General features: G+C 57.1%; 4 protein-coding genes. 1 reads left to right on the plus strand and 3 read right to left on the minus strand.

Annotation, left to right across the window (positions count from 1 at the left end; translation table 11 throughout):
- Window positions 1–368: 368 nt before the first annotated feature.
- The 3 genes from Q0216_RS01755 to Q0216_RS01765 all read right to left on the minus strand — a co-directional run bounded on the left by Q0216_RS01755 (window position 369) and on the right by Q0216_RS01765 (window position 2,759).
- The gene (locus Q0216_RS01755; RefSeq protein ID WP_298592456.1) at window positions 369–1,181 is read right to left on the minus strand and encodes a rhomboid family intramembrane serine protease; all 813 of its coding nucleotides are present in this window, start codon (window positions 1,179–1,181) and stop codon (window positions 369–371) included.
- A gap of 57 nt (window positions 1,182–1,238) precedes the next feature.
- The gene (locus tag Q0216_RS01760; RefSeq protein ID WP_298592458.1) at window positions 1,239–2,063 is read right to left on the minus strand and encodes a rhomboid family intramembrane serine protease; all 825 of its coding nucleotides are present in this window, start codon (window positions 2,061–2,063) and stop codon (window positions 1,239–1,241) included.
- Window positions 2,064–2,231: 168 nt separating this feature from the next.
- Complete coding sequence (locus Q0216_RS01765) at window positions 2,232–2,759, minus strand: peptidylprolyl isomerase (protein WP_005508008.1); 528 nt, start codon at window positions 2,757–2,759, stop codon at window positions 2,232–2,234.
- A 173-nt stretch (window positions 2,760–2,932) separates the two neighbouring features.
- Between Q0216_RS01765 and Q0216_RS01770 the strand changes: the two genes are divergently transcribed.
- Window positions 2,933–3,268, plus strand: coding sequence for a hypothetical protein (locus Q0216_RS01770; protein WP_298592460.1), 336 nt, complete (start codon window positions 2,933–2,935; stop codon window positions 3,266–3,268).
- Window positions 3,269–3,596 lie beyond the last annotated feature (328 nt).

Here is a 3,596-nt window from a genome sequence, read left to right on the forward strand (position 1 = left end):
GAGGAGGCGGAGGCTCAGGCGAACTAGGTTCGCGCCCGCTGCTTCTTCGCCCCGTCAGGGGCTCGACACGTGAAAGTGCCCGGAAGGTTGATCCTTCCGGGCACTTTCACGTATCCGGTGCGTAGCACCGGAATTTTTTGTAATTACACACACCCTGGTATTTAAGGTTTTCCACATCTGTGGAGAAATCTGGGGAAAACTCTTACACTCGTGTAATTCGCCCTGTGTAATTCGGTTGTTTTAGCCTGTATCCACAGGTTTTTAACATGTACTCACACTCGTGGAATTACACGAATGTAGTTATACACAATGTGGAAAACTGCTGTGGATAACATGCCTCTGCGGCGGATTCTCGCGGTTTTTCAGGCTCAATACCTGCCGTTGAGCCACTGCTGCGGGCTCTGCGGCGGCGGATTCGAGGACTCGGGCTTCTTCACGAACGGGATGATCAGCAGGGTTGCTAGTGCGCCGCCGACAAGACCGCCGAAGTGTCCCGCGTGGGAAATATTCGGGTGGAAGAGGCTCTGCACCACACCAATGCCGATGAGCAGCATAAAGAGGCGTGCAGTCTCTTTTTGCCTCCTGAGGAGCAGGATTACGAAGAAGGCGCCGTAGAGGCCGTATATGCCGCCTGAGGCGCCCACGGCACCACGGGAGTAGTCGAAGAGGTACACGCTGAGGCCAGCGCTCACAGTAGCCGCCATATATACGAAGAGGAACTTCCAGCGCCCCATCATGCGTTCGAGAGATACACCGAAGATGAAGAGGTAAATCATGTTCCATACCATGTGCATCGGGTCATTCTGCGAGTGCACAAACCCGTGCGTGATCAAGCGGTAGTACTCACCGTGGCGAACACCGGGCCCGGACATCATGCCGAGGTTGTGCACCCAACGGAATGGAATGATCTGTTGCAGACCGTACATCGCGACGTTAATCAGAATGAGCGTGTACGTAATGTGCCAGTGACGCGCCAGGAACGAGCCTTTCGCCTTCGAGCTGCCGCCCGTGAGTTCACGGTAGCAATCGGGGCAGACTATACCCGCATCCTGTGCCGTCTGGCATTCGCCGCAGATGGTGCGGTTGCAGCGCCCGCACTGGGCGTAGCTGACACGGTCGGGGTGGTTGGCGCAGACCGTGGGGGTCTGCCCGTAGCCTGCGTAGTTGGGAAAGTTCTCCACTGAACCTCCAAGGGTCGTGTGCCGGATTTTCCGAAGATTTTCCACGTATTTTTAGGCTTAGTACCTGCCGTTTTGCCACGGCTGAGGGCTCTGCGGCGGCGGATTCGAGGACTCGGGCTTATCCACAAGCGGGACGAACAGCAGAGTCAGCAGCACGCCACCGACAAAACCACCCGCGTGGCATGCGTGGGAGATATTCGACGGGGTCATAATGCTATAGATGATGTTCGGGGCAGTAATCATGACGAACACTCGTGCGGTGTCCTTCTGCTTCCTAATAATCAGTATGGCCAAGAACGAGCCCATGAGGCCGAATAGACCACCGGAGGCACCCACCACGCTCGTTCCAGGAGCCAGCACGTACACGCCTAATGCGCCAAAGACGATAGAGCCCAGGTACACCACAAGGAATTTCCAGCGCCCCATCATGCGTTCGAGGGACACACCGTAGATGAACAGGTTAATCATGTTCCACACCAGGTGCATCGGGTCATTCTGCATGTGCAGAAAACCGTAGCTGATGATGCGGTAGTACTCACCGTGCTGAACGGGTGACAACCAGAATGCTCCGTGCCTAACCACCCATTCGTTGGGAATGATCTGTTGCAGACCGTACATCGCGACGTTAATCAGAATGAGCGTGTACGTAATGTGCCAGTGGCGCGCCAGGAACGAGCCCCGTGCTTTCGAACCCTTCGAGCTGCCACCCGTGAGTTCGCGGTAGCAATCGGGGCAGACCATACCCACGTCCAGCGCCACCTGACATTCGCCGCAGACGGTGCGACTGCAGCGCTTGCACTGGGCGTAGCTGACGCGGTTGGGGTGGTTGACGCAGACCGTGGGGCTCTGCCCGTAGCCTGCGTAGTTGGGAAAGTTCTCCACTGAACCTCCAAGGATTGTGTACCGGTTCGTCCGAAAGTGGTGTGCGGCGGCGCGCGGTAACATATAAGCGCAGGGGCCCACCGGAAGAATCCTGGCGGGCCCCTGAACTATACGTGTTTTCTCAACACCTTCAGCAGAATGCTCGTATGAGCCGTCTGATGGGGTTTATTAGAGCTTTTCGATGTCAATCGAGGAGATGACAACGTCCTTGACCGGGCGGTCCTGGAAGCCGGTCTCAACGCCCTCAATAGCGTCAACGACCTTCTTGGATGCCTCGTCGGTAACCTCACCGAAGATGGTGTGGCGGCCGTTCAGCCAGGGGGTCTCAACGGTGGTGATGAAGAACTGAGAACCGTTGGTGCCGGGGCCTGCGTTAGCCATTGCCAGCAGGTAGGGCTTGGAGAAGGAGAGCTCGGGGTGAATCTCGTCCTTGAACTGGTAGCCGGGACCACCAACGCCCATGCCCAGGGGGTCGCCGCCCTGAATCATGAAGTCCTTGATGATGCGGTGGAACACGACATCCTTGTACAGGGGGGTGTTCATGATTTCACCGGTGCGGGGGTGCTTCCACTGACGGGAGCCGTCAGCCAGGCCGATGAAGTTCTCAACAGTCAGCGGTGCGTGGTTGCCGAAGAGCTCGACGACGATGTCACCGTAGTTAGTGTGGATAGTTGCCTTAGCAGTTGCATTAGTCATGGCTCTATTGTGGCACGGGGCGGCGCTCATTCGCCATCTAACATGTTTTTTCGCCCCGGGCGCACCGTTGGGCGGGCTTTTTGGGCGGGAATTGAATATCCTGAGAGATGAACACTACGCGCGCGGCGGCGTTTTCTGGCTGCCGGCGCATTTCAACCGATGGAGGTCACCCCATGTTCTGCTGCAAGAAGCGCAAGGCACGCAAGGCTGCTAAGGCTCAGGCTGTTGTCTCTTCTCTGGCTGCTGTTGAGTCCGCGCTGGAAGGTAAGACCGCTGAGATGTTCGCTGAGAAGCTGACCGGCAACAAGAAGGCACTGAAGAAGGCTCGTAAGGCTACCGCAAAGACCGTTCGCGCCGCTGAGAAGGAACTGGCTCGTATTGAGCGTAACGGCGGCAAGCGTCCCCGTAAGGGCCTGGCGTTCCTGGGTCTGCTGATTGCTCTGGGTGTTGCAGGCGCCGCAGCCTACAACGCAGCTCGTCCCGTGGAGGACCCCTGGAAGAACGCATAAGCACCGTTCCCCCTATTCTTTGTCTCTACGCGTTCTGAGGCGCCGCTAGCGGCGTGAGAGAGCGCCCGATAAGAGACGATGAGAGAGATAGCCGCCCGCCAGAGTTTTACTCTGGCAGGCGGCTATTGTTTGTCTTTTTTCAGGGGAATCAGGGGCGGGGAGAGGAGGCGCTGCAGATAGAGCACTGAATCTCCCCGTGCATATGCCCCGGGTATTTCCCGGACATACCCGAATATACAAAGAACCCCATGTCTTTCGACATGGGGTTCTCGGTTCAAAAATAAACCGGCGATGACCTACTCTCCCACACCCACAAAAGTGCAGTACC

This window comes from uncultured Rothia sp., assembly GCF_937976295.1.
Classification (GTDB): domain Bacteria; phylum Actinomycetota; class Actinomycetes; order Actinomycetales; family Micrococcaceae; genus Rothia.

Coding starts and splice junctions, on each gene's coding strand:
- Q0216_RS01765 (WP_005508008.1), bottom strand. CDS start 2,759: ATGACTAATGCAACTGCTAAGGCAACTATCCACACTAACTACGGTGAC.
- Q0216_RS01770 (WP_298592460.1), top strand. CDS start 2,933: ATGTTCTGCTGCAAGAAGCGCAAGGCACGCAAGGCTGCTAAGGCTCAG.